Here is a 22,137-nt window from a genome sequence, read left to right as displayed (position 1 = left end):
AGTAATCTCTAAAGGCGCTTTAGCCAATCAATCAGGATCGTGTTGACCTGTTCCGGCATTTCCTGCTGAGTCCAGTGCCCGCAGCCTGCCAGTACGTGTCCTTCGACCTTGGGGGCGAACACGCGGGTCAAAGCCACAGGGTCAGTGATGGCGCCGAACAGGTAAGTCGCTGGATCGCGCTTTCCGCCAATGTAAAGCGCGGGCTGCTCGATCCGCTGCCCCTTGAATTGCTGCAGCCAGTCAAAATCACGCTGGTGATTGCGATAGCGATTGAGCGGGCCGCGAAAGCCAGATTGCCGGAATTCCGCTTCGTAGAAATCGAGATCTTGTGCGGTCAGCCAGGGCGTTTCAACCGGGTCCGGAAGCCCTTCAAGGAAGGTCGAGCCGAGCGGCTTTTCCCAATAGTCGCCAGGAGGGACATCTCCGCTGATCGAATACATCATCCTGCCAACCCAGTCGCGCGGGTCCTCCTCTGCCTCGGCCTCTGCTACACCCGGCTCCTGAAAATAGTGCTGGTAGAAATAGCGCCCTTTCGACGTGAAGTGTTCTTCGTAAACCTTGGTGTAGGGGCGAGCAGGAACGCCAGCAAATGGCACCGACATTCCCGCAACTGCGCTGAAATGTTCCGGGTGGGTCAGCGCTGAATTCCACACGATCGGCGCACCCCAATCGTGTCCGATCAAGACTGCAGGCTGATCAGGCGCAAGTGCCGTGCGCAGCCCCACCAGATCGCCGACCATGTGCTCCATCGCATAAGCCTCGATCGCCTCGGGTTTGTCCGAGCCGCCATAGCCGCGCACATCGATCGCACAGGCGGTGTAGCCAGCTTCTGCGACCGGCCCGAGCTGATGGCGCCAACTGTACCAGCTTTCCGGGAAGCCATGCACCATGATCGCCAGCGGTGCTGTACCGGGCTCTGCACCTTCCAATGCGCAGCGCAGCGAGACCTCTCCGCAATCAATCTGGCGCATGGTGGGCATGTTCGGCTCTTGATGTCTCTCTTATGCGAACGGCCGATCCTGTAAAGGACCGGCCGCACACATTCAGCTATGTTGGCTGCCGATCAGGCCTTGGCAGGCGTATGATCGTGATAATCGTGATGATCCTCGATCACAGGCAGCGTTTCGAACTGGTGGAACGGCGGCGGGCTCGACAGCGTCCATTCCAGCGTGGTTGCGCCTTCGCCCCAGTAATTGCCTGCAGCCTTCTTGCCTGCGGTGAAAGCATAGACGAGGTTCGCGAAGAACAGCAGCATCGAAGCGGCCATGATGTAATAGCCAAACGAGCTGATCTGGTTCCAGAACGCATAGGCCTCGGTATAGTCTGGATAGCGGCGCGCCATCCCCTGCATGCCAAGGAAGTGCTGCGGGAAGAAGATTACGTTAACGCCGATGAAGAAGCCCCAGAAGTGCAGGTGCGAGAGAAGCTCGGAGTGCATCCGGCCGCTCATCTTCGGGAACCAGTAGTAGAAGCCTGCGAACATCGAGAACACAGCGCCCATGGACAGCACGTAGTGGAAGTGTGCCACCACGTAATACGTGTCGTGCAGGTTATCGTCGATGCCGCCATTGGCGAGCACAACGCCGGTTACGCCGCCTACGGTGAACAGGAAGATGAAGCCGAGCGCCCAGACCATGGGTGACTTGAACTCCAGGCTTCCGCCCCACATGGTCGCGACCCAGCTGAAGATCTTCACGCCGGTCGGAACCGCGATGACCATCGTCGCGGCGGTGAAGTACATCTTCGTGTTCACGTCGAGGCCAACAGTGTACATGTGGTGGGCCCACACGATGAAGCCGACGACACCGATTGCGACCATAGCGTAAGCCATGCCGAGGTAGCCGAACACAGGCTTACGGCTGAAGGTCGCAACGATCTGGCTGATCATGCCGAAACCCGGCAGGATCATGATGTAAACCTCGGGGTGACCGAAGAACCAGAACAGGTGCTGATAGAGCACGGGGTCGCCGCCCCCTGCCGGATTGAAGAAAGTGGTGCCGAAGTTACGGTCGGTCAGCAGCATGGTGATTGCTGCCGCCAGAACCGGCAGGGCAAGCAGCAGCAGGAAAGCCGTGACCAGCACCGACCATACAAACAGCGGCATCTTGTGGAGCGTCATGCCCGGTGCGCGCATGTTGAAAATGGTGGTTATGAAGTTCGTGGCGCCCAGGATCGATCCTGCGCCCGCCAAATGCAGTGAGAAGATCGCGAAGTCGACCGCTGGGCCGACCGATCCGGTCGTTGAGAGCGGCGCATAGACTGTCCAGCCCACGCCCGCGCCATTGCCGATGGAACCGCCCGGCACGAACATGGAGAACAACAGGCTCAGGAAGCCAGCTACCGTCAGCCAGAAGGAGATGTTGTTCATGCGCGGAAACGCCATGTCAGGCGCACCGATCATCAGCGGGACGAACCAGTTGCCGAAGCCGCCAATCATTGCTGGCATGACCATAAAGAAGACCATGATCAGGCCGTGCGCGGTGATGAACACGTTCCACATGTGATAGTTCTGGTCCATCACAGAGCTGTCGCCGCCGAGGAAATCGACCCAGAACTGGAGATACTGGATGCCCGGCTCTGCCAGCTCCAGTCGCATGACGCCTGAAATCGCGCCGCCGACGATCCCTGCGATGATCGCAAAGATCAGGTAAAGCGTGCCGATATCCTTGTGGTTGGTTGACATGAACCAGCGGGCAAAAAAGCCCGGTTTGTGGTCCGCATGATCATGTGCGTGATCGCCATGATGAGCGTCAAAGCCTTCTGCGGTGGTTGCCATCGTTTCGTTCTCTCTGGTCTGATCTATTTCTTATGCGGCCGGCGTTTCAGCAGCGTCTGTCTCTGCGGGAGGAGCAGCTTCTGCCAGCTCGTCGCCAGGGACAGTGCCGCCCTGTTCACGAACCCATGCCTCCCACTGATCACGCGGAAGCGCTTCCACGACAATCGGCATGAAACCATGACGTGCGCCGCAAAGCTCGTAGCACTGGCCGTAGTAAACTCCTGGCTCTTCAATAGTGAGCAGCTTCTCGTTCAGACGTCCCGGAACTGCGTCCATCTTGAACCACAGCGACGCGACGCCAAACGAGTGAATCACGTCAGCGGCAGTCGTCTGCAAGCGGATCGGCGTGTTCGCAGGAACTACCATGCGGTTATCAACTGCGAGTTGATTGGGTTCGCCCCTCGCTACAGCTTCTTCAGCTGGAAGCATGTTCGAGATTATCTCGAAATCGCCATTGTCCGGATAGGAATAACCCCAGTACCACTGGTAACCGGTCGCCTTGATCGTAACCGCATCTTCCGGCGGGGTCATGTACTGCTTCTGCAGCAGGGTGATCGACGGAACTGCAATCCCCACGAGGATCAGAGCGGGCACGATCGTCCAGACGACCTCAATCGCGGTGTTGTGCGTAGTCTTGGAGGGAGTGGGGTTGGCTGCGCGACGGTAACGGACCACCACCCAAAGCAACAGAGCAAGCACGAACAGGCTGATGACGGTGATGACCGGCAGCAGGACATAATCGTGCATCCAGAGCGCATACTCGCCATTCTGCGTGAACTGATCCTGGAATGTCAGGCTCTTCAGCGCGTCATCTTCATAGGCGGTCGGCATGCCTTTGCCGGCTTCAGGAGCCATCGGCACATAGCTTGAGACAGGGGCTGCGACCGGCTCGGCATCTGCGGCAACTTCAGTTGCCACTTCGGCTTCGTCCTGCGCAACCGCAATTTGCGGTGCCAAGGCCAGCACGGCTGCCATCGCCAATGCTGCGATGAAGAGATATGCGCGATTAAGGGATTGCCCCAATACCATCGAATAAACGCTTTCCGCTTGCGTGGCCGAGACCACGTCTTGCTTCCCAAATTTTCCGTGAGGAATCTTCTGAACAGAAAACTCGACCACGACCATAGTCCCCGCTTCTTAAGCCAAGGATTGCAGCGCCCTATAGGCGTGCTTGCCCCATGCCTCAAGCGCTTCTAGGGAGAAAATTATGCACCAGTCGGTGAGAGCGATGCAATCGTGCGCAAAAGAAGGTGATTTCCCCTATGACTGAAGAAGAAGTGCTGTCCGAGTTTCGCGGCTGCGGCGCCTTGCTCGAAGGGCATTTCAAGCTCTCGTCGGGAAGGCATAGTGCGCAATATCTGCAATGCGCCCGCGTTCTGATGAACGGCGAACGGGCAGGAAATCTCGCTCGTGCACTTGCGCAAAAGATCCCGCGGGAGATTCGTTCGGCAGTCGATGTGGTTGTTTCACCGGCAATGGGCGGCCTCATAATTGGCCATGAAATGGGCCGTGCGCTCGGCAAGGACGCGATCTTCCTGGAACGACCCGATGGCGTGTTTCACTTGCGTCGGGGCTTCACGCTCGAACCGGGCGCGAAAGTGTTGATGGTGGAAGACGTGGTGACGACCGGCCTTTCCAGCCGCGAAGCAATAGATGCCGTGGGTCGCGAAGGCGGAGAGGTGATCGCGGAATGCGCGTTGGTGGATCGCTCGGCGGGCGAAGTAGACCTGGGTGTGCCGTTTTTCCCGCTGATGACGCTGAGTGTTCCGAGCTACGCTGAAGACGAGCTTCCGCCAGAATTGGCTGCAATTCCAGTCACTAAGCCGGGGAGCCGCGCTGCATGAGCACACACCGGCTGAGACTCGGCGTAAACATTGATCACGTCGCCACGATCCGCAATGCGCGGGGCGGAGACCATCCCGATCCGGTGCGCGCGGCGGAAATTGTCGCGCAGGTCGGCGGCGATGGTATTACCGCTCACCTGCGCGAGGACCGCCGCCATATCCGCGATGATGACTTGAAGAGAATTCAGGAAGCGACTGATTTACCACTTAACTTGGAGATGGCAGCAACCGAGGAAATGCTGGAGATAGCGCTGCGTCACAAACCGCACGCCGCCTGCATTGTCCCCGAAAAGCGCGAAGAACGCACGACCGAGGGCGGGCTTGATGCAGCGGGCTTGCACAACCATCTCGCGCCCATCGTGACGCGGCTGGCCGATGCCGGCATCCGAGTGAGCCTGTTCATCGAAGCAAGCGAGCGCCAGCTGGATGCAGCCTTGCGCCTTGGCGCGCCAGTGGTCGAGTTTCATACAGGGGAATACGCCCACGCCCATCTCGATGGCGACATCGAGAAAACTGCTAATGAATTGAAGCGGATAGCGGACCTGGCAGCGCTCGCCGCGAAGAACGGGATCGAGCCGCATGCAGGCCATGGCCTGACCTACGAGAATGTGCAACCGATTGCCGCGATCCCTCAACTGGCAGAGCTTAATATCGGGCACTATCTTGTGGGCGAGGCGGTTTTCGTCGGGCTGGAAGCAGCAGTTCGCCGGATGCGCGACCTGATGGACGAGGCCCGCTGAGAGCTGGAAAAAAATGCATCCAACATCGCAGTCAGGGACCTAAGCAGATCATGCGAGACGACCCGCAGACCTCAGCAGACCTTACCCCGGCACAGCGAAACTGGGCGCTAGCAGCTGCAGTCCCGTTTCTGCTGAGTCTGGCCCTGCTAGGATATGCGCTCGCGAAGCAGACATTCCTCGCCTTTGCGATTGGCTGGCCGATTTTGCAGCTGTTCGGCTACACAATGACCTTGCGGATCGCGAAAGGCGATTTCAGCCATGTGCTGGTCAAGGGTCAGGTGATGCTTCACGTGATGGTGCTGGGTTTGCTGGCAGCCGTAATAGCGAGGGCCTTATGATCATCGGGCTTGGTTCTGACCTCTGCAATATCGAGCGCATCCAGAATTCGATCGACCGTTTTGGCGAGCGCTTCGAGATGCGCGTCTTCACTGAGATCGAGCGCGCGAAGGCGCGGCGGCGCCCCTTCACCATTGCCGGCACCTATGCCAAGCGGTTCGCGGCCAAGGAGGCTTTCAGCAAAGCAGTCGGTACCGGCTTCAGGCGCGGCGTCTTCATGAAGGACATCGGGGTCGTCAACGCACCGTCGGGTGCGCCTACACTCGCCCTTACCGGCGGTGCTGCAATCCGGCTTGCGGAATTGACGCCGCACGGCCATGAGGCGCTCATTCATCTCACTCTCACCGATGATCATCCATGGGCACAGGCCTATGTCATCATCGAAGCACGCCCTCTCTGACCCTCTGAGCGAAACACCCCACGTGTCAAAATCCGAAAAAGACAAATCCGACAAGCTTGACTGGATCGCGGAAATCCGCGGTCTTGGCCTGATGCTGCTTGCAGTACTCGCGTTTCATTCGCTCGTGGCCAAGCCGTTCTACATCCCCTCGACCTCGATGATGCCAAGCCTGTTCGTAGGTGACCGGCTGATCGTCAGCAAATACCCATACGGTTGGAGCTGGGCTTCGGTCAGTTTCCACCTGCTGCCGCGCGGCGACTGGCGCGTCTGGGCCGATACGCCGGAATATGGCGACATCGTGATTCCGGTCCATCCCGAACGCGACGAGGACTACATCAAGCGCGTTGTCGCCCTGCCTGGCGATACCATCGCGGTCGAAGACGGGCGGATCATCCTCAATGGACAGATGATCCCGCGCGAGCAGGTCGCCGACCTTCGCATTCCCTACGAGCCTGAGCTGATCTGCGCTGATGGTAATCAGTGCCTCGATGATTTCTATCCCTACCTGATGAAGGAAGCAGACGGCTCAGAATATTTCGAGATTCCGGCCTATCGCGAAACGCTGCCCAATGGCGCAAGCTACATTGTGATAGATCACAAGGACCAGTATCTCGATTTTTATGACGCGATCACGGTGCCGGAAGGCCATGTCTTCGTGATGGGCGACAATCGCGATCATTCGGCAGACAGCCGGGCCACTATCGAAGGACAGGGCCTCGACGGAGCCGTCCCGCTCGAAAATGTCGGCGGGCGCGCGGAATTCATCACATTCTCGCTTGACGGCTCGACCGGCTGGAACCCGGCGACCTGGTTCTCCAGCCTGCGCCCAGAACGCGCGTGGACGAGCCTGCGCCCGACGATTGTCCCGCAAGGCCATGCGGAGAGCGAATAAGCCATGGCGAAGAAATTTCTCGGAATTGTCGCAATTGTGATCGTGTTGTTCATCGCAGGGGCAATCCTGCTGGCTGCCTTCCCCCGGCAAATCAGTGAAATCGTGTTCGTGCCATCGGTCGCATTTGAAGAGCCGGTCGCACAGAGACCTGACCTCTACGCCGAACCGGGGATGTGGTATTCCCATCCTGACTTGAGTGGTGAAGATCCCGCCCGGTGGCAGCCTGCCTATTCGGACGAGGGCCGCACCCTTCCGACGCCTGCCGACCCCGCACCCGGCAACTTTGCGCTCTTTTTCATACACCCCACCAGCTACGTCGAACGCGATTCCTGGAATGCGCGATTCAGCGATGCACAGGCCGAACATACGGCGCGTACTTACATTCGCGGTATGGCGACCCCGTTTGGCAAAGCGAGCGAAATCTGGATACCACGCTATCGGCAAGCGGCGATTGGCGCGTTCCTGACGGATAAACCCGAAGGACAAATGGCAATCGATGCCGCTTACCAGGATGTCGCCCAAGCCTATGCTGAGTTCCGCAAAAACATTGATCCGGAGATACCCATTGTTCTTGTCGGGCATAGCCAGGGCTCGTTGCATCTGATGCGATTGTTGAAGGAAGAAATTGCCGCGACGCCCGAAGCCGATCGGCTTGTCGCGGCCTACGCCATCGGATGGCCGATTTCTGTGGAACATGACCTGCCCGCTATGGGTTTCTCCGCTTGCTCGGAACCTACGTCAACCGGCTGCGTGATCAGCTGGTCAAGCTTTGCAGAACCGGCTGATCCGTCGGACTTGCTTGAAAGCTACTCATCAAGCACCGGCCTTGATGGCAAACCTCGCGGCGACAGCGCTATCCTGTGCTCGAACCCCCTCACCGGTGGGTTGGGCGGCGCTGCGGAAGCGGCGCGCAACCTCGGCACTCTTGTTCCGGATAACAGCCTTTCTGACGGCGCGTTGGTCCGTTCATCCGTCCCTGCTCGCTGCGACGATCGCGGTTTACTCCTGATTGGCGACCCGCCACAAATGGGCAACTATGTCCTTCCGGGCAACAATTACCACGTCTATGACATCCCGCTGTTCTGGGCGAACACGCAGGCGGACGTGGAGATGCGAGTGGACGCATGGCTGCAGAGCCGCTGATCACGGACAGCGCGTCTGCATTTGGCGAGGCTCTGCCCGATGGCGGCGCACTGATTGCGCTCGATCTCGGCACAAAAACGATCGGCATAGCGACCTGTGATGCGGGCTGGCGGTTCGCGAGCCCCGGCAAGACTCTTGCGCGCGGCAAGTGGGGCCGCGACCGGGACGAACTTGCAAAGCAGATCGCGGATCGTTCGATCAAGGGCGTGGTGATCGGTCTGCCGCGCAATATGGACGGCAGCGAAGGCCCGCGCGCTCAATCCGCACGTGCCTATGCGCGCAATTGTGCTGAGGCTTTTGGCCTGCCAGTGCTGTTGTGGGATGAGCGCTGGTCAACGCAAAGCGCTGAGCGCGATCTGATCGGTCAGGATGCAAGTCGCCGCAAACGTGCAGAAGTGATCGACAGCCACGCCGCTGCGGTCATCCTGCAAGGCGCTATTGACGCGCTGGCCGGTTCCGCCTTTTAGTCGAAGAAATTCATGAACGCTGAAACCACCCAATTCGAGCCAGACAAGGCCGCGCAGCTATTCTCTCAGGCTGGACATTCCGGATGGCTTGGTCTGCAATACCGCGCCCATGGAGATAACTGGGTTGAGCTGGTGCTGCCCTGGCGCGAAGACCTCCTCGGCGATCCGGAGCGAGGGGTTCTTGCTTCTGGCCCGATCATCAGCCTGATGGACATGACCAGCGGAATGTGCATCTGGACGGCTTCACGGGAATTCAAGCCCATCGCGACGCTCGACCTAAGAGTCGATTATCAGCGCCCGGCCAAGCCGCATGCATCTGTCATTGGCAGAGTTGAATGCTACAAGATGACACGTTCCGCTGCCTTTGTTCGCGGCATTGCGCATGATGGGGAAGACGATGATCCCATTGCGCATGTCGCCGGGGTATTCATGACCATTGGCACGGATCCGCGCCGTGTCTGACCGCTTGTCTGACCGCACCGGTGATCTCGATTTTCTGACACCCTATGCCCGCGCGCTCGGCATTGCGGTCGCTGGCGAGGAGAATGGCGTGCCGGTGCTCTGTTTCGATTTCGAGCGGATCGTCGAAGGTCGGCCTGGGCATCTCCATGGCGGAGCGACCAGCGGCCTGTTGGAGACAGCAGGCTATGCCGCCTTGCGCGCGCGGCTTGCGAAGGAAGGGCGTACGGCGCTGCTCAAGCCGATCAACATCACTGTGCAGTTCCTGAGCGCAGGCAAGCCCAAGCGCAGCTATGCGATCGGACGGATAACGCGGCTGGGGCGCAGAAACGCAAATCTGACAGTCGAAGCCTGGCAGGATGATCGCACCCGGCCGATTGCGAGCGCGGTGATGAATATCCTGATGGCGAACGCGCGAGACTAAGGGTCCGGGCGCTCCGCTTCGGCCGCCCGGTTCTGAAGCGCTTCCTGCAATTTCTCCTGATCGAGACTGATCCCGTCCTCGCCGATGATCAGTTCTAGCGGGATGCCATCCGCTTCGCCGGAAATAATAACCGATCCATCACGCAGGTTCACTTCGAGATCACGCCCGTCGACGGGGATCGTGAAATTGTCTGGTACATCGAGAGGCTGGATCGGGCCCATCGGATCGGGGACGTCCTGCACCGGCGCAGCCTCTGCCGACAAGGCTCTGACCATGAAATCGCGCCAGATTCGTGCGGGGAGCCCGCCGCCCGTAACGCGGTCGAGCGGAGTATTGTCATCATTACCGACCCACACTCCCACGACCAGACCGCCCGCATAGCCAACGAACAGCGCGTCGCGATAATTCTGAGTCGTGCCAGTCTTGCCGTAATTGGGCATGGTGAGGGCAGCCGCCCGGCCAGTCCCCTTGTTCACTGCCGAGCGCAGCAGGCGTTCGATCGCGGCATGCTCGCGGCTCGACAGGCTGTCCTCGTCGCTGAAGAACCAGTCGGACCAACCCCTTTCTTCGGGCACAAACGCAACCGGTTTAACCGGGAACCGATTGGCAGCAACACCGGCATAGGCCGCCGTAAGCTCAAGCAGGGTCATGCTGGACGTCCCAAGCGCCAGACTCGGATCGCCCACAGGAAGCTCGGCTGTAACCCCCAGATTGCGCGCTGTCTTGATGACCGCCGCGCTGCCGAGTTCGTTGAACAGCCTGACGGTCGCAACATTGCTCGATTGCGCAAAAGCATCCTCGAGCGAGATCGTCTCGGTGTAGCGATCCCCGGCATTCCTGGGGCGATAGCTCCCGTTCTCAATCGGCGTGTTGGGCACACGGTCACCGGGGTCCATCCCAGCCTCGATCGCTGCGAGATAGGTAAACAGCTTAAAGGTCGAACCCGGCTGACGCTTGGCCTGCGTGGCGCGGTTGAAGGGCGATTTTGCATAATCCTTGCCGCCAATCATGGCGACAACCTCGCCAGTGGGCCGCATCGCGACCAGGGCCACCTGGGCCTTGCCCAGCCTTGCCCGGCCGACAACCTCGGAAGCCACTCGCTGCAAGCGCGCGTCAAGCGTGGTAGTCAGTGATTGCTTGGCATAGCTCCGCTCGGCATCCTGACGCACGAGCGGCAGCACCCAATCGGCGAAATAGGTGCCGGTGGGAAGCGTGTTGCGCGTGCGGACATCAAGCCTTGGCGAAGGCAGCGCGGCAGCGCGCTCCGGGGTCAGATAGCCTTCCTCTGCCATAGCGTTCAGAACAAGCCGCATCCGCGCTTCTGCGCCCTTGTAATTGTCGGTCGGATCGAGCCGCGACGGGGCTTGCAGCAAGCCAGCGAGCATGGCCGCCTGTTCAGGCCTCAGGTTTTCTGGCTGGCGGTAAAAATAGTGCAGGCTTGCCGCGCGCAACCCATACTGGTTGTCGCCGAAGTAGGCGTTGGAGAGATAGCGCTCGAGGATTTCGTCCTTGGTCAGCCACGCTTCCAGCCAGAAGGCGATCAACATCTCCTGCCCCTTGCGGCTGAGACTGCGTTCCGGGGTGAGGAAAGTGAACTTGGCAAGCTGCTGGGTAATCGTGCTGCCGCCGCCCACGCCGGTCCATGCCGCGCGGGCTATCCCGCGGGGATCAACGCCCCAATGCGAATAGAACCGGCGGTCCTCGATCGCGAGGAACGCACCGACCACATGCTCAGGCAGCTTCTCGACATCGACCGGTGCCTCTACATTGGCGCCGCTGCGCGCAATCGGGGTCCCGTCGCTCGCCAGCAGAGTGATCTGCGGCGGTGCGATCGGCTCAAGCGATTTGGAAAGTGGCGCTGTCAAAGCGAGCCATCCTACCGCGATAATGAAGAGGAGCAGGATCGCTGCGACGATCCGCACAAACCAGCGGCGTTTGCGGCCCTTGCGATGTGGCTTTGCAGGTGGCGCATCGAAGCCGCCTTCTGCGTCATCATCAAAGTCGAGATCGAAGTCACGATCGAATTGGTCGAGCTGGCTGCCCCAGGGATCCTGCGTGGCGTAAAATCCGGGAGCGACGCGGTCCTTGCGGCCACCAAAGGGTGCGCGGTTGCTGCGTGATTTTCTCAGCCAGGCGAACATGAGAGCTGTGTTAGCTCAACAATACAGCAAAGGCAATCAGGCTGATTTCGCGGCCCCACTGGGCAGGTCTTCGCCAAACACACGCTGGTAATATTCGCTCACCAGCATCCGCTCGGCCTCATCGCATTTGTTGAGGAATGAAAGGCGGAAAGCGAAGCCGACCGACTTGAAAATCTCCGCGTTCTGCGCCCAGGTCATGACCGTACGCGGGCTCATCACCGTCGATATATCGCCGTTCATGAACCCTTGGCGGGTCAGGTCAGCAACCTTGACCATGTCGGCGATGACCTTGTCATCGGTTTCAGGGCTCTTGGACTTGACGATCTTCTGCTCGACCTCTGGTTCGAGGTAGTTCAACGCAACCACGATATTCCAGCGGTCCATCTGTGCCTGGTTGATCGCCTGCGTGCCGTGATAAAGGCCGCTCGTATCGCCAAGTCCAACTGTGTTGGTGGTGGCAAACAGGCGGAAATACTTGTTCGGCGTGATCACTTTGTTCTGATCGAGCAGAGTCAATGCGCCCTGCGCTTCCAGCACGCGCTGGATCACGAACATGACGTCCGGGCGGCCCGCGTCATATTCGTCGAAGGTCAGCGCGACCGGGTGCTGCAGCGCCCAGGGCAAGATGCCTTCCTTGAACTCGGTCACCTGCAGACCGTCCTTAAGGACGATGGCGTCGCGCCCGACGAGGTCGATACGGCTGATATGCGCATCGAGGTTGACGCGGACCGAAGGCCATTTGAGGCGCGCAGCAACCTGCTCGATATGGGTCGACTTACCGGTACCATGATAGCCCTGCACCATCACGCGGCGATTGTGCGCAAAGCCAGCAAGGATCGCTAGCGTCGTATCCGGATCAAAGACATAGCTTTCATCCAGATCGGGCACGCGGTCGTCCTTCAGGCTGAAGGCCGGCACTTGCCAGTCGACATCGATACCGAACGTGTCACGCACGTCGATTTCCGTGTCGGGTGCAGGAAAGAGCGTCTTGTCCGCTCCGTCGATTCCAGTTTCGAATACGCTATTCATTGCGAAAAACGGTTAGACGCGTGAACGCGAGCCTGCAAGCGGCCAAAAGCGAAGTGTGCCCGAAAGGCTCAATCTGGACCCGGTCCGCCCCAGCCCTCCCTTATGATCTGCCGCAAGTGTCCGGTCTTGATCCACAGCTTTGCGCCTGAAGGACCGGAAGAAAGACAAAGCTCGCTGTCCGGCGGCAAGCGGATCCAGTCGTGCACACCGAATTCGTCGCCATGGAACCCGATGCTGCCGTCAAGGATCAGGATTTCGGCCCCGCCTGCGCTTGAGAATGGACGCTGAATGCCCGGCTCCCACGCTTCCAACACGACAGTCTCTGTCGCGACATCATGCAAAGCGGCCTGTTGAACACCTGCAAGCCCTTCGACCGGCGCAAGCTCCAGCGCATTGAGGTCAAGCGCAAACTGCGTAGTATCGCTAGGATCGAATTGCCACAGCTTCACGAAGATCGTGCAGCCTTCTTCCGATCGCGGAATGTGTTTTGTGCCGATCGGATTGCGGACATAGCTGCCCGCAGGGTAATCGCCATGCTCATCCTGGAAGGTGCCTTCAAGGACGATGAATTCCTCCCCACCTGAATGGGTGTGAGCGGAAAAGTGGCTGCCCGGTGCATAGCGAACGAGGGATGTGGCGCGCGCAACTTCGCCGCCGATACGGTCCAGCATACGCCGCTTCACGCCAGCCATGGGTGAAGCAGTCCATTCCAGACTACCCGTATGGATAGCCACCGCACTATCGAATTCAGCATTGATTTTCATTGCGATTTTCACTTTTCCACACGTCAACCTACCTTATGGTAGGCACTAATTCTGCTTGCCTGATTTGACCCATCCTACTAGTAGGTTGAGGTAATTTCCAGCGGAGAATCCGGACCTTGAACACGCGGGACAAGCTGATCGACATTGGGGAGGGCCTGATCCGCTGTCGCGGCTATGATGGTTTCAGCTTTGCAGATCTTGCGCGCGAAAGTGGCATTCGGAAGGCGAGCGTTCATCATCACTTTGCGACCAAGGCGGACTTCGGCCTCGCGGTGCTGATCCGATATGGCGAACGGCTGCGCGCCCTGCTCAACATGTTTGCAAACAGCCGCTCTGGTGGACAGGCCCTTCTCAAGCTGATCGCCTTTTACCGTGAAATGCTGAGCGATGGCGATCATCTGTGCCTTTGTGTCGCCCTTGCCGGAGACCGCACGGTGCTGAGCGAGCGCCTGCATGCGGTGCTGGCGCAAACCAATGCCGCGACCGCCAGCTGGATTGAAAGCGTCCTGCTGACCGGTCGCAAGGACCGCTCGATCTCAGTGGGGGGCGATCCGGCGGAGGAAGCATGGGCGATCCTCGCACAACTGCAAGGCGCGCAATTGCTCGCCCGCGCAGCCGGAGACCTCACACAGTTCGATGTCGCGGTTGCAACCTTGCTGACGCGGCTCAATCGCTACTGATAGGGGGCGCAAGCTCCATATCGCTGGCATAGAGCCCTGCTCTTCCCTAGATTAAGTACATGCCGGACCCCGTCGAAACCTTGCGTTTGAAGCTCGTTGAACAGGTCCGAGGCGTGTTCAACGACACTGCATCGGGGCAGCAACCGGTTCCGCCATCCGACGAAGCGCTGTTCGAGAAAGACACGCCGATCCGCATGGTCCATGCCGATATCGTGGGAATGATGGTCGGCGGTATCAGAAGCCTCTTGCTGCAGATGCTCCACCCGCACGCACTGCAAGGCGTGCTCGACCATTCAAACTTCCGCGAAGACATGCACGGCCGTTTGCGACGCACGGCTCGCTTCATCGCCGTAACCACCTTCGGCCATCGCGACGATGCCAAAGCGGCGATTGAGCGCGTCAACCGCATCCACGCGAAGGTCACGGGCACGCTGCCGGATGGCACGCCCTATGTTGCGACCGATCCGCGCACGCTCGCCTGGGTGCATGTCGTCGAAGCGCAGAGCTTTCTGGCGGGATACAAGCGGCATGTCCGGCCAGACATGCCCAACTGGGAGCAGGACGAGTATTTCCGCCAGTTTGCTGTCATCGCACGAGCGCTTGGCGCAGACCCCGTGCCTGAGACGCAGACTGAAGCTGAAGCTCTGTTCCGGCAATTGCGCGGAGATCTGCACACCTCACCTCAAGCGCGTGAGATCGCGCAGCTCGTCCTCAACCAGCGCCCCAAAGGAACCCCTCCCGGTCTGCAAGCGATGCTCGGCGCAGAAGCTGTCGCGATACTGCCGAGCTTCGCCCGCTCCATGCTCGGCCTCACCCGCCCGGGCCTCGCGACGATCCCGGCACGCGCGGCGACATGGGGCATGGGCAAGACCCTTCGCTGGGCCTTTAAGCAGAATTAAGCCATGGCGCAGATCAATCTATCGCTGCACTCTTCCGCAAAAGTTGATAGGCCGCGACCACTTCATTCAGTCGATCCTCATGGCGACGGTCGCCGCCATTGCGGTCCGGATGATAGCGCCGAACCAGCTCTGAATAGCGCCGCCGCAAGCGCCTGCGGTCGGTCTCTAACCCCAGGCCCATGGTGTCGAGCGCGCGTGCTTCATCCGGGCTGAATCGCCCGTCCATCGCCATCTTCGCTTCACGCTCCGCACGTAACCTGATCCCGTTCACCCGCGCCCCGATGGCATCCAATGGATCGGCAAAGTCCGCCCAACGCGGCATCCCGTCGACGCCTGCGGTCGGACGAAATGTGCGGCTTTCGGTCTGCCAGCCGGTCACTGGCGATTGCGCGCGAAGAATTTCCTCTGCGCTCATCCCTTCGAACCAGTCATAACCGGAATTGAATTCGCGCACGTGATGGAGGCAGAACCAGCGATATTCGCCTGGGCCGTCAAAACCGCTGGGGCGATAGCCGGGCGCGCGGAATTCGCCGGGCTCGCGGCAGCCCGGTGCCTGGCAGGTCATCCCTGTTTCTTCAAACCGTCCATGAAACTTCGATTGTGCCACGCTGCATAGGATGGACATGGACAAGACGGATTGAAACCCCCAAATCGGGTTTTATGACAGGACCTATGGCAGCTGAGATCGAAACCCGCCTGAGCGAGGCTTTCTCCCCAACCGCGCTTGAGATCATCAATGATAGCGCCAAGCATCATGGCCATGCAGGCGATGATGGCAGCGGCGAATCGCATTTCACCATTGTGATCGAGGCAGAGGCGTTTGCGAGCATGAACCGGTTGGCGCGGCAGCGCGCGGTGATCGCTGCGCTTGGCGATATCGTTGGCGAGCGGGTCCATGCCGTCGCGATCAAGGCGAAGGCGCCGGGGGAGTAGAATGATCCTCCAGACCATAACCCCGACCACGCATGATCTCGGACAGTTCGAGGTTCGCCGCGCGCTCCCGAAGAAAGAGCGTACCATGGTCGGACCGTTCATATTCGTCGACGAGTTTGGCCCCGCGCAGCTCGATATTGGCACTGCGATGGATGTGCGCCCGCATCCGCATATCAATCTCGCTACGGTCACGTGGCTGTTCGCCGGAGAATATGGGGGTGCAATTGACCACCGCGACAGTCTCGGCACATTCTCGACTATTCGCCCAGGCCAAGTGAACTTGATGACGGCGGGCAAAGGCATCGTCCACTCAGAGCGTTCGCCGGCCGAAGAGCGCGCAACCGGCCCGAAGCTTTACGGGATGCAGACATGGCTCGCCCTGCCTGATGGCCGCGAGGAAATCGATCCGGCTTTTGAAGCAGTCGCGGACTTGCCCGTGATCGAGGATACTTGCGCCAAGTCGATCGTCATCATGGGCCAGCTATGGGGCAAACGTGCAGCGACGACGACCTATGCCGAAACGATTTATGCCGAGATCGTGCTCGCGCCGACCGGCTCCATGCCGATCGAAGCCGAAGCCGATGAGCGGGCGGTAATGCTGGTCGGCGGCGAAGCGAGCCTGGATGGCACGCCGCTCGGCCTCTACGAGCTGACTGTGCTTGCTCCAGGCCATGCAATGACGCTTTCAAGCGAGCGCGGCGGGCGGATCATGCTGCTCGGCGGCGAAGCGTTCACCACCAAACGCCATGCCTGGTGGAACTTTGTGAGCAGCGACAAGGATCGCATCCGTCAGGCGAGCGAAGACTGGAAAGCGGGCCGCTTCCCCAAGGTTCCAGGCGATGAAAAGGAATTCATTCCGCTGCCCGAAGGCAGGCCAAAAACAGTCACGGACTAGCGCGGAACAAGGGGGAGACAGAGCATGGAATTCAACGGCAAGACAATCTGGATCACAGGCGCGTCCTCGGGAATCGGCGCAGCTTTGGCGCGCGAATGGGCGCGCCGCGGCGCGCATCTGGTCCTGTCAGGGCGCGATGAAGCGAGACTTGCCGAAGTCGCCAATGACTGCGGTGAAGCGCTTATCCTGCCCTTTGATGTGCGTGACGATGCCGCGCTGGCAGATGCAACGGCCAAGGCAATTGCTTGGAAAGGCGGCGTCGACTTCGCGGTTGCCAATGCGGGCGTGTCGCAGCGCAGCCGTGCGCTCAAGACCGATATGCAGGTCTATCGCGAGATCATCGAGATTGACCTCACCGCACAGATCGCTTTCTCGCAAAGCCTGATCGGACATATGGCCGAGCGCGCCAAAGACGGAAAGCGAGGTGGGCTCGCCTTCATCTCCTCCATTGCAGGCAAGGTTGGTGTACCCATGCGCACCGCCTATTGCGCAGCGAAATTCGGCCTTGCGGGCTATGCTGACGCCTTGCGGGGCGAGCTCAGTCAGAACGGCGTCTCCGTCCACGTGATCTACCCCGGTTCCATCGCGACCGATGTCAGCCGCAACGCGCTGACCGGGACCGGCGAGAAGCGCGGGCGCAGCGACAAGGTGATCGATGAAGGGATCAAGCCGGAAGACGCGGCCAAGACCATGGTGGATGCGATTGCGCTAGGACAGCGCGAGATCATCGTTGCTGAGGGGATGGAAGAGGCAATGGGCGAGATGCGCCGAACGCCAGACCAGCTGTTCGACCAAATCGCCGCCATGGTCGCCAATGGCTACATGGAGAAAATGGAAGCCGACGGCTAAACGTCAAGCCATTCCACCCATGCGCCATGCGGATGCGCGTGGCTGAGCAGAAATGTCTCTCCGTCCTTAAGCGAGCCACACCAGTAGCGCACCTTAAGCTCATGCCGGAAAGTCGCCGGATCGGTCTCCAGCGCGATCCATGCGTACGGCCGTTCTGACGTGGCTTGAGCCCCTGCTGCCTCAAAGGCTGCCGTTATGGCATCTTGCGTTTCTGCGGGCATATATTGCCACATTATCGAGTGAAACATCGTGCGCGTAACGCCCTGCGGATGTTCAAGCGACAGGAACTGCTCGACAAAGTCAGCCGCGTCTTGCTGCACAAGATCGGGCGGCGCCTGCGAGGCGAGCTCAATCGCCGCATCGATCCGCGCCATTCGGACTATCGCATCAGGCCAGACATAGGCCTTGAGTTTGAGCGCCGCAGCAGGGTCGGACAGGTCGATCGGGGCCTGGTCGCAGCCTCGAATCGCAACGATCTCAACCGGATTGTCGGGCGGTGGATTGCCGCGCCATTCGGGCGCAATCTGCATCGGTGAGACCTCTGGCCCAACCGTCACACCGCCAAGATCGTAGCGATAGCGTTCCATCATGGTGTTGACGCCTGCGCTTGCACCCAACTCGTTGAGTTCAAATTTCGGCCCCAATTTGCCTGTCAGCCACAAGAGTCCTGCCATGATGCTGGCAGAGCGCCCCGCTTCGTTCGTTTGCGGCGGCCCATCCAGCCACGGCAGCAACTGCGTATCAAAGGTCTCGACCAGTTCGCACACCAGCCGGTTGATCGTGTCCTGATCGGTAATCAGGCCGGCGTAGACGCGCTCAAGGCGCGTATCCTGGCCGGTGAGGACAAGGTGATGAAGCCCGCCTGTAAACCGCAAGGGCATGGCGTCCTTAAGCGTGATACCTTCCCAGTTCGCGATCCGCCGTCCGGTGGCCGTCGCGCCTTGAGCCACTTCAGGGATCGCCCGGATCAGCCGCGCGGTGCAAGGTGCGCCATTTTCTTCTGCGTGCTGCGCCTGCCAATCGATGGCCTCGGCGAGCTCGCGCGTGAACATCACCCCGTCTTCGCTCATGCAGGTCCCCCTTTTGCCTGACTGAAGCCCCTAAATGATTGCCCTTTCATCGCCCAGTCCCTAAGTCGCTCGCGCAATGACAACCACTGATCCCAGACAGCTGACTTTCGCCATTCCGAAGGGCCGCATTCTCGATGAGGCGCTGCCGGTTATGGCCCGTGCCGGCGTGGTGCCGGAAGACGCGTTCCACGACAAGAGCAACCGCGCCTTGAGCTTCGCGACAACGCGCGATGACATGCGCCTAATTCGTGTGCGCGCTTTCGATGTTGCGACTTTCGTGGCGCACGGCGCAGCACAGGTCGGTATCGTCGGCTCTGATGTGATCGAAGAATTTGATTACGCCGACCTTTATGCGCCGGTCGATCTCGATATCGGGCATTGCCGCCTGTCCGTCGCACGGGTCAAGGGCGATGCCGGCAATCAGTCACATGTAAGCCATCTTCGGGTTGCCACCAAGTACCCCAACCTCACCCGCCGCCATTTCGAGCGACAAGGCATCCAGGCCGAATGCGTCAAGCTGAACGGCGCGATGGAACTCGCCCCTTCGCTGGGCCTCGCGCGCCAGATCGTGGACCTTGTTTCGACCGGGCGCACGCTGAAGGACAATGGCCTGGAAGAGAGCCAACGCATCCTCGACATCTCAGCTCGCTTGATCGTCAACCGCGCAGCACTCAAGACGGATAGCCGGGTCGCCGAATTGGTCGATGCCTTCCGGGCGATAGCAGAAGATCGAGCCGCAGCATGACCTATCAGCTTAACACTTCGGATGCCGGTTTCGACCGCGAGTTTCGCAAGCTCGTCAATGCGCGCCGTGAAAGCGAAAGCGACGTCGCGATCCAGGTGCGCGATATCCTGCGCGAAGTGAAGGCCCGCGGCGATGAGGCGATTATCGAATACTCCATGCGCTTCGATGGGCATGCGCTCTCTGAGCAAAGCGACTGGGTCATCCCGGCTGAACGCTGCAAGGAAGCCTACGACACGATCGAACCAGAACTTCGCGACGCGCTGGAGCTCGCGGCCAAGCGCATCCGCTCCTATCATCAAGCGCAACTGCCTGAAAACCGCGACTACACAGATGACGCAGGGGTACGCCTGGGCGCAATCTGGCGCGCTGTCGATGCTGCCGGCTTATACGTGCCGGGAGGGCGCGCCGCCTACCCCTCCTCGCTGCTGATGAACGCCATTCCGGCTCGGGTGGCGGGTGTCGAGCGGTTGGTGGTGGTAACACCCACGCCAAAGGGACAGTCGAACCCCATCGTGCTGGCGGCCGCGCATATCGCTGGCGTGGACGAGATCTGGCGCGTCGGCGGCGCTCAGGCGATTGGTGCGCTGGCCTATGGCACGGACAGAATCAGGCCAGTTGATGTGATCACTGGACCCGGCAACGCCTATGTCGCGGAAGCCAAGCGCCAGCTGTATGGTGTGGTCGGCATCGACATGGTCGCGGGACCGAGCGAAATCCTGGTGATCGCGGACAGGGACAACGATCCAGAGTGGATCGCAGCTGACCTGCTCAGCCAGGCTGAACATGATCCGACCTCGCAATCGATCCTGATCACCGATGATGCGGGCTTTGCCGCGCAGGTGATGGACGCGGTCGACGTTCAGCTTGCCATGCTGGATACTGGCGAAACCGCAAAGGAGAGCTGGGACACGCACGGTGCAGTTATCGTTGTCGATGACCTCGCCCAAGCGCCTGAACTCGCCAACAAGCTCGCAAGCGAGCATGTCGAACTGGCAGTGGCTGAGCCGGAAGCGCTGATGCAAGCAATCCGTCATGCGGGTAGCATCTTCATCGGGCGGATGACGCCCGAAGCCATCGGCGATTACGTTGCAGGTCCGAACCATGTTTTGCCAACCGGCCGCCGCGCGCGGTTTGCGAGCGGATTGTCTGTGCTCGACTTCATGAAACGCACCAGCTTCATCGAGCTTGGCGAGCAAGGCATCGCCGCCATCGGACCTGCTGCGGTTAAGCTTGCTCATGCTGAAGGCCTGCCCGCCCACGCCAAATCGGTCGAGGTGCGTTTGAAATGACCGCTTCCCGCTCAGCACCCCGCTCTCAATCGCGCTCCGCCGCCCGCCTGGCAGCCGTTCAGGCGCTCTACCAGTGGCAGATGGAAGGCACAGCGCTGACCAAGCTGCTCGACGAGTTTCACCAGCACAGGCTTGGTCGTGAAGTCGATGAAGCAGAAGACGAACGTTATGCCGACGCGGAGGTCGATTTCTTCGATGATATTGTCACCGGCGTTATCGCGCGCGTCGACGAGATTGATCACAAGCTGCTGGCGAAACTCGCGGAGGGATGGACGCTTGCTCGGCTCGACAAGACCATGCTGCAAGTCTTGCGCTGCGGTGCGTACGAGCTCATCGCGCGCGCTGACGTGCCAACGGCATCTGCGATTTCAGAGTATGTCGACGTCGCCAAAGCCTTCTTCGACGACCGCGAAGCCAAGTTCGTCAACGGTATTCTGGACGCGGTGAGCAAAGAGGTTCGGTCATAGACGAAGCCGAATTCATCGCCGCCTTGCGCACTCTCCCGTTGCATTCGGGCGCGCGGAACCTCGAAGATGACTGCGCAATGCTGGAAATCGGCAGAGAGACGCTGGTGCTCACGCATGACGTGATGGCTGAGGGCACGCATTTCCGGCCAGATGCCGATATGGCGGACGTCGCGTGGAAGCTCGTCGCGGTAAACCTGTCGGACCTTGCAGCGAAAGGAGCAGATCCCGTAGGCGTATTGCTCGGGCACAATCTCAGCGTCGACGACTCCCGGTTTCTGGAAGGGCTACGCGGCGCATTGGAAACCTTTGATGTCCCATTGCTCGGTGGCGACACCGTCAAAGCCTCCGGTTTGCGCCAGTTCGGGCTTACTGCGATCGGCAGGGCAACGCACACACCCGTCCCTTCGCGTGCGGGCGCTCAAGTTGGCGACGGGATATTCGTAACCGGACCGCTCGGCCGCGCGATGCTAGGCTATGAGGGCGAGGCTGAGCATCTCGATGCTTTCAACTGCCCTCGCCCGCTGTTGAAGGAAGGCCAGGCGCTCGCTCCTCACGTTACCGCGATGATGGACATATCCGATGGTCTGCTCCTCGATTGCTGGCGCATGGCGAGCGCGAGCAATGCAACTTTGCAGCTGGAGCGTGCCTCAATCCCCGTCGCGGACTGCAATCGGATCGATGAATGCATTCGCTGGGGCGATGACTACCAGTTGCTCTTTACCGCCCCGCCGGACAACCTGCTGCCGGTTGGCGCAAGCCGGATCGGGACTGTCCAGGCCTCTGGCGCAACCATGCTGCACCTCGATACGGACAATCTCTCGCCAGACGACCAACTGGGATATGAGCACCGCTGAGCCTAGCGCGAATTGGGGACGCTCGCCTCAATCCGGCGACT

Annotated in this window: 26 protein-coding genes; 18 read left to right on the top strand and 8 right to left on the bottom strand. The window is 60.0% G+C overall.

From position 1 onward, the window contains the following. Window positions 1-8: 8 nt before the first annotated feature. From ACG9DO_RS07585 to coxB, 3 genes are all read right to left on the bottom strand, one after another. Window positions 9-980 (bottom strand): alpha/beta fold hydrolase, encoded by a 972-nt coding sequence (locus ACG9DO_RS07585; protein WP_394731118.1) that lies wholly within the window; start codon window positions 978-980, stop codon window positions 9-11. Window positions 981-1,063: 83 nt separating this feature from the next. Next, window positions 1,064-2,776, bottom strand: a complete 1,713-nt coding sequence (gene ctaD / locus ACG9DO_RS07580) for a cytochrome c oxidase subunit I (RefSeq protein ID WP_394731116.1) — start codon at window positions 2,774-2,776, stop codon at window positions 1,064-1,066. A gap of 30 nt (window positions 2,777-2,806) precedes the next feature. Further along, window positions 2,807-3,805: a cytochrome c oxidase subunit II gene (gene coxB / locus ACG9DO_RS07575; RefSeq protein WP_394731225.1), complete on the bottom strand. Its 999-nt coding sequence runs from the start codon at window positions 3,803-3,805 to the stop codon at window positions 2,807-2,809. A 233-nt stretch (window positions 3,806-4,038) separates the two neighbouring features. Between coxB and pyrE the strand changes: the two genes are divergently transcribed. The 9 genes from pyrE to ACG9DO_RS07530 are packed head-to-tail and all read left to right on the top strand — an operon-like array spanning window position 4,039 to window position 9,481. Further along, a complete protein-coding gene (gene pyrE, locus ACG9DO_RS07570) occupies window positions 4,039-4,620 on the top strand; it encodes an orotate phosphoribosyltransferase (protein WP_394731114.1) in 582 nt (193 codons plus the stop codon). Further along, window positions 4,617-5,360 (top strand): pyridoxine 5'-phosphate synthase, encoded by a 744-nt coding sequence (locus ACG9DO_RS07565; RefSeq protein WP_394731113.1) that lies wholly within the window; start codon window positions 4,617-4,619, stop codon window positions 5,358-5,360. The genes pyrE and ACG9DO_RS07565 overlap by 4 nt, the downstream gene beginning before the upstream one ends. Window positions 5,361-5,410: 50 nt before the next feature. Continuing rightward, a complete protein-coding gene (locus ACG9DO_RS07560) occupies window positions 5,411-5,698 on the top strand; it encodes a pyridoxal phosphate biosynthetic protein (protein ID WP_394731111.1) in 288 nt (95 codons plus the stop codon). Further along, window positions 5,695-6,096, top strand: a complete 402-nt coding sequence (acpS, locus tag ACG9DO_RS07555) for a holo-ACP synthase (protein WP_394731110.1) — start codon at window positions 5,695-5,697, stop codon at window positions 6,094-6,096. Before ACG9DO_RS07560 ends, acpS begins: the two co-directional genes overlap by 4 nt. Further along, on the top strand, window positions 6,068-6,988 hold the full coding sequence (gene lepB, locus ACG9DO_RS07550) for a signal peptidase I (RefSeq protein ID WP_394731109.1): 921 nt from the start codon (window positions 6,068-6,070) through the stop codon (window positions 6,986-6,988). Before acpS ends, lepB begins: the two co-directional genes overlap by 29 nt. 3 nt (window positions 6,989-6,991) lie before the next feature. Continuing rightward, window positions 6,992-8,131, top strand: a complete 1,140-nt coding sequence (locus ACG9DO_RS07545; RefSeq protein WP_394731108.1) for a DUF3089 domain-containing protein — start codon at window positions 6,992-6,994, stop codon at window positions 8,129-8,131. Next, window positions 8,113-8,598, top strand: coding sequence for a Holliday junction resolvase RuvX (gene ruvX / locus ACG9DO_RS07540; protein WP_394731107.1), 486 nt, complete (start codon window positions 8,113-8,115; stop codon window positions 8,596-8,598). The genes ACG9DO_RS07545 and ruvX overlap by 19 nt, the downstream gene beginning before the upstream one ends. A 12-nt stretch (window positions 8,599-8,610) precedes the next feature. Beyond that, window positions 8,611-9,060: a PaaI family thioesterase gene (locus ACG9DO_RS07535; protein WP_394731106.1), complete on the top strand. Its 450-nt coding sequence runs from the start codon at window positions 8,611-8,613 to the stop codon at window positions 9,058-9,060. Beyond that, entirely contained in the window at window positions 9,035-9,481 is a 447-nt protein-coding gene (locus tag ACG9DO_RS07530; protein WP_394731105.1) for a PaaI family thioesterase, read from the top strand. The genes ACG9DO_RS07535 and ACG9DO_RS07530 overlap by 26 nt, the downstream gene beginning before the upstream one ends. On the opposite strand, the gene ACG9DO_RS07525 is transcribed toward ACG9DO_RS07530, so the two are convergent. The 3 genes from ACG9DO_RS07525 to ACG9DO_RS07515 all read right to left on the bottom strand — a co-directional run bounded on the left by ACG9DO_RS07525 (window position 9,478) and on the right by ACG9DO_RS07515 (window position 13,415). Then, entirely contained in the window at window positions 9,478-11,622 is a 2,145-nt protein-coding gene (locus ACG9DO_RS07525; protein ID WP_394731104.1) for a transglycosylase domain-containing protein, read from the bottom strand. The genes ACG9DO_RS07530 and ACG9DO_RS07525 overlap by 4 nt on opposite strands. A 36-nt stretch (window positions 11,623-11,658) precedes the next feature. Next, a complete protein-coding gene (gene cobS, locus ACG9DO_RS07520) occupies window positions 11,659-12,651 on the bottom strand; it encodes a cobaltochelatase subunit CobS (protein WP_394731103.1) in 993 nt (330 codons plus the stop codon). 68 nt (window positions 12,652-12,719) lie between these two features. Continuing rightward, window positions 12,720-13,415 (bottom strand): cupin domain-containing protein, encoded by a 696-nt coding sequence (locus tag ACG9DO_RS07515; protein WP_394731101.1) that lies wholly within the window; start codon window positions 13,413-13,415, stop codon window positions 12,720-12,722. A 116-nt stretch (window positions 13,416-13,531) separates the two neighbouring features. Between ACG9DO_RS07515 and ACG9DO_RS07510 the strand changes: the two genes are divergently transcribed. Next, window positions 13,532-14,095, top strand: coding sequence for a TetR/AcrR family transcriptional regulator (locus ACG9DO_RS07510; RefSeq protein ID WP_394731099.1), 564 nt, complete (start codon window positions 13,532-13,534; stop codon window positions 14,093-14,095). 59 nt (window positions 14,096-14,154) lie between these two features. Then, window positions 14,155-14,994: an oxygenase MpaB family protein gene (locus ACG9DO_RS07505; RefSeq protein ID WP_394731098.1), complete on the top strand. Its 840-nt coding sequence runs from the start codon at window positions 14,155-14,157 to the stop codon at window positions 14,992-14,994. 13 nt (window positions 14,995-15,007) lie between these two features. On the opposite strand, the gene ACG9DO_RS07500 is transcribed toward ACG9DO_RS07505, so the two are convergent. Next, complete coding sequence (locus tag ACG9DO_RS07500; RefSeq protein WP_394731097.1) at window positions 15,008-15,601, bottom strand: DnaJ domain-containing protein; 594 nt, start codon at window positions 15,599-15,601, stop codon at window positions 15,008-15,010. 53 nt (window positions 15,602-15,654) lie between these two features. Between ACG9DO_RS07500 and ACG9DO_RS07495 the strand changes: the two genes are divergently transcribed. The 3 genes from ACG9DO_RS07495 to ACG9DO_RS07485 are packed head-to-tail and all read left to right on the top strand — an operon-like array spanning window position 15,655 to window position 17,671. Then, window positions 15,655-15,927, top strand: a complete 273-nt coding sequence (locus ACG9DO_RS07495; RefSeq protein ID WP_394731096.1) for a BolA family protein — start codon at window positions 15,655-15,657, stop codon at window positions 15,925-15,927. Window position 15,928: 1 nt separating this feature from the next. Next, entirely contained in the window at window positions 15,929-16,822 is an 894-nt protein-coding gene (locus ACG9DO_RS07490; protein WP_394731095.1) for a pirin family protein, read from the top strand. Window positions 16,823-16,846: 24 nt separating this feature from the next. After that, window positions 16,847-17,671 (top strand): SDR family NAD(P)-dependent oxidoreductase, encoded by an 825-nt coding sequence (locus ACG9DO_RS07485; protein ID WP_394731094.1) that lies wholly within the window; start codon window positions 16,847-16,849, stop codon window positions 17,669-17,671. On the opposite strand, the gene ACG9DO_RS07480 is transcribed toward ACG9DO_RS07485, so the two are convergent. Beyond that, window positions 17,668-18,741, bottom strand: a complete 1,074-nt coding sequence (locus tag ACG9DO_RS07480) for a DUF2332 domain-containing protein (RefSeq protein ID WP_394731093.1) — start codon at window positions 18,739-18,741, stop codon at window positions 17,668-17,670. The genes ACG9DO_RS07485 and ACG9DO_RS07480 overlap by 4 nt on opposite strands. Before the next feature lie 76 nt (window positions 18,742-18,817). Here ACG9DO_RS07480 and hisG point away from each other — a divergent pair, with 76 nt between their 5' ends. The 4 genes from hisG to thiL are packed head-to-tail and all read left to right on the top strand — an operon-like array spanning window position 18,818 to window position 22,096. Next, window positions 18,818-19,486, top strand: coding sequence for an ATP phosphoribosyltransferase (gene hisG, locus ACG9DO_RS07475; RefSeq protein WP_394731091.1), 669 nt, complete (start codon window positions 18,818-18,820; stop codon window positions 19,484-19,486). Continuing rightward, complete coding sequence (hisD, locus tag ACG9DO_RS07470; protein WP_394731090.1) at window positions 19,483-20,775, top strand: histidinol dehydrogenase; 1,293 nt, start codon at window positions 19,483-19,485, stop codon at window positions 20,773-20,775. Before hisG ends, hisD begins: the two co-directional genes overlap by 4 nt. Further along, complete coding sequence (nusB, locus tag ACG9DO_RS07465) at window positions 20,772-21,242, top strand: transcription antitermination factor NusB (RefSeq protein ID WP_394731088.1); 471 nt, start codon at window positions 20,772-20,774, stop codon at window positions 21,240-21,242. Before hisD ends, nusB begins: the two co-directional genes overlap by 4 nt. Continuing rightward, window positions 21,239-22,096: a thiamine-phosphate kinase gene (gene thiL, locus ACG9DO_RS07460; RefSeq protein ID WP_394731224.1), complete on the top strand. Its 858-nt coding sequence runs from the start codon at window positions 21,239-21,241 to the stop codon at window positions 22,094-22,096. Before nusB ends, thiL begins: the two co-directional genes overlap by 4 nt. Window positions 22,097-22,137 lie beyond the last annotated feature (41 nt).

It is taken from the genome of Altererythrobacter sp. GH1-8 (assembly GCF_043702085.1).
Lineage (GTDB): Bacteria > Pseudomonadota > Alphaproteobacteria > Sphingomonadales > Sphingomonadaceae > Erythrobacter.
Note: the sequence above shows the minus strand (reverse complement) of the source record. Positions and strands in the feature narration are given on the sequence as shown.